Source organism: Paenibacillus sp. 01T422, from assembly GCF_056398785.1.
Genome location: NZ_JBFTQB010000907.1, coordinates 1 through 2586 on the forward strand (window position 1 = coordinate 1; position 2586 = coordinate 2586).

General features: G+C 49.6%; 3 protein-coding genes. All 3 read left to right on the forward strand.

The genetic code is table 11. The features are described 5' to 3' along the window. Positions 1-274 (forward strand): aminotransferase class III-fold pyridoxal phosphate-dependent enzyme (locus tag AC1DUA_RS33255; protein WP_477503803.1); only part of this gene is annotated, 274 nt, incomplete at its 5' end. Between the two features lie 29 nt (positions 275-303). Beyond that, complete coding sequence (argF, locus tag AC1DUA_RS33260) at positions 304-1263, forward strand: ornithine carbamoyltransferase (RefSeq protein ID WP_477503804.1); 960 nt, start codon at positions 304-306, stop codon at positions 1261-1263. A gap of 34 nt (positions 1264-1297) precedes the next feature. Continuing rightward, complete coding sequence (locus AC1DUA_RS33265) at positions 1298-2536, forward strand: argininosuccinate synthase (RefSeq protein ID WP_477503805.1); 1239 nt, start codon at positions 1298-1300, stop codon at positions 2534-2536. Positions 2537-2586 lie beyond the last annotated feature (50 nt).

Genomic DNA, 2586 nt, shown 5'->3' on the forward strand with positions numbered 1-2586 from the left:
GTACACGATCAAGAAGCTGGAAAGCAAGCTTGCTGGCAATCCATTAATCGCGAAAATTCGCGGTATCGGGCTTTTGATCGGAATTGAGTGCACGCAGCCTGCAGGTGAAATGATTAGTGAGATTCATAAAAGAGGCGTGCTCGTTATTCCTGCTGGGCCGAACGTTATTCGTTTAGTGCCAGCCTTAAATATACCGCAAGAAGATTTGGATCAAGGGCTGGATGTACTGTGCGCTGTCCTTGCAGAGAAAGCATCGACGATCAGCAGCATCTAGCGAAGTAACAGGAGAGAGGTTGAAACGAAATGACTACTACCTTACAAGAAGAAATGGCTGCCCAATTGAAGGGCAAAGATTTCCTTGCTTTGGCTGACTATACACCAGAAGAAATCGAATACTTGATTCATTACGGGATTGAGCTTAAGCGTAAGCAAAAGGCTAGAGAGCCTCATGCAGTGCTTGCCGGCAAGACACTCGGGATGATTTTTGAGAAATCCTCGACTCGCACGCGTGTTTCCTTTGAAGTGGGGATGTACCAACTGGGAGGTCAGGCTTTATTTTTGAGCAAAAACGACCTGCAGCTTGGACGCGGTGAAACGGTATGGGATACAGCACAAACGCTGTCCCGTTATCTTGATGGTATTATGATTCGTACTTATGAACACCGTAAGGTGATTGATCTTGCGCGTGGAGCGACGGTTCCGGTTATCAACGGACTGACAGATTATGCGCATCCTTGCCAGGTTATGGCCGATTATCAGACTGTTCTTGAGAAAAAAGGCCGTCTAAAAGGCATTAAAGTAGCCTACATTGGGGATGGCAACAACATGGTTCATTCCTTAATGGTAGGTGCAAGCAAGTTAGGGATGGACTTCGCGATTGCTTCGCCTGAGGGCTATGATCCTGACCAGGAAGTTATTCAGAATTCCAAGGAGAATGCTGCGCATTACGGCGGCAGCGTGCTTCTGACCCGGGACCCTCGCGAAGCGATTGAGAATGCGGACATCGTCTACACGGATGTATGGGCGAGCATGGGCTTCGAGGCTGAGCAGCAGCAGCGGGAGATTGCGTTCAAAAACTATCAAATCAACGAAGATCTTGTGAAATATGCGAAATCGGATTACTTGTTCATGCACTGCTTGCCTGCACATCGCGGGGAAGAAGTGAGCGAGGGCGTCATTGACGGCGCGCATTCCATTATTTTCGACCAAGCAGAGAATCGTCTTCATGCGCAAAAGGCTATTATGGCCGCGACCATGATATAATAAATAGATTTAGGAAACGGAGAGATTAGTAGACATGGCTAAGGAAAAAATCGTACTCGCTTATTCCGGCGGACTGGATACATCGGTTATTTTGAAATGGCTCAAGGAGACTTACGACGCCGAAATTATTGCTTTTACAGCGGATATTGGGCAAAAAGATGAGTTGGACGGTCTAGAGGAAAAAGCGCTCCAAACGGGCGCATCCAAAATCTACATCGACGACCTGCGTGACGAGTTCGCGAAGGATTTCATCAACCCGATGTTCCAAGCAGCGGCTTTGTATGAAGGGCAATACCTGCTCGGCACGAGTATTGCGCGTCCTTTGATCGCGAAGCGCATGGTTGAAATCGCTCGCGCTGAAGGCGCTACGGCGATTGCGCATGGCGCAACCGGCAAAGGGAACGACCAAGTGCGCTTCGAGCTAACAGCTGCGGCGCTGGCGCCTGAGCTGTCTGTTATCGCGCCTTGGCGTTTGGAAGAGTTCCGCGAGCAGTTCCCAGGCCGCGCGGAAATGATCGCATATGCCGAGAAACATGGCATTCCGGTAACAGCATCCGCTGCGAAGCCGTATTCGACGGACCGCAACCTGCTGCACATCTCTTTTGAGAGCGGCATGTTGGAAGATCCTTGGTTCGATGCAGCAGCTGACGACAACAAAGGGATGTACGTCCTGAGCGTTGCTCCAGAAGACGCGCCAGATCAAGCTGAATACATGGAGCTTGAGTTCGACAAAGGCGACTGCGTAGCCATCAACGGCGCGAAACTGACGCCACTTCAAGTGATGGAAACATTGAATGAAATCGGCGGCAAGCATGGTATTGGCCGTGTAGATATGGTTGAGAACCGTTTCGTCGGCATGAAGAGCCGCGGCGTGTACGAAACTCCAGGCGGTACAATCTTGTTTACAGCTCACCGCAAAATGGAATCCTTGACGATGGACCGCGACGTTATGCACCTTCGTGATTCCTTGATCTCCAAATATGCAAGTCTTGTATACAATGGCTTCTGGTTCGCTCCTGAGCGGTTGGCGATTCAAGCGCTTGTTGCAGAAAGCCAAAAGAATGTATCCGGTACAGTTCGCTTGAAATTGTACAAAGGCAACGTGATCGGAGCTGGCGTGAAAAGTCCGGTATCCTTGTACAATCCGGATATTGCGACAATGGAAGCTGATCCGACGAAAGCTTACGATCAAGGCGATGCGACTGGTTTCATTCACTTGAATGCCCTTCGTTTGAAAGTATCTTCAGGTGTTGAGCAAAACGCTAAGAAGTAAATTAACATAGGCTGTGAAACCGGGCTTTCCCTCGTGGAAAGCCTTTGGGC

What these genes read in the sequence shown, in the direction of transcription:
- argF (WP_477503804.1), top strand. Translation starts at nt 304, where the DNA reads ATGACTACTACCTTACAAGAAGAAATGGCTGCCCAATTGAAGGGCAAA.
- AC1DUA_RS33265 (WP_477503805.1), top strand. Translation starts at nt 1,298, where the DNA reads ATGGCTAAGGAAAAAATCGTACTCGCTTATTCCGGCGGACTGGATACA.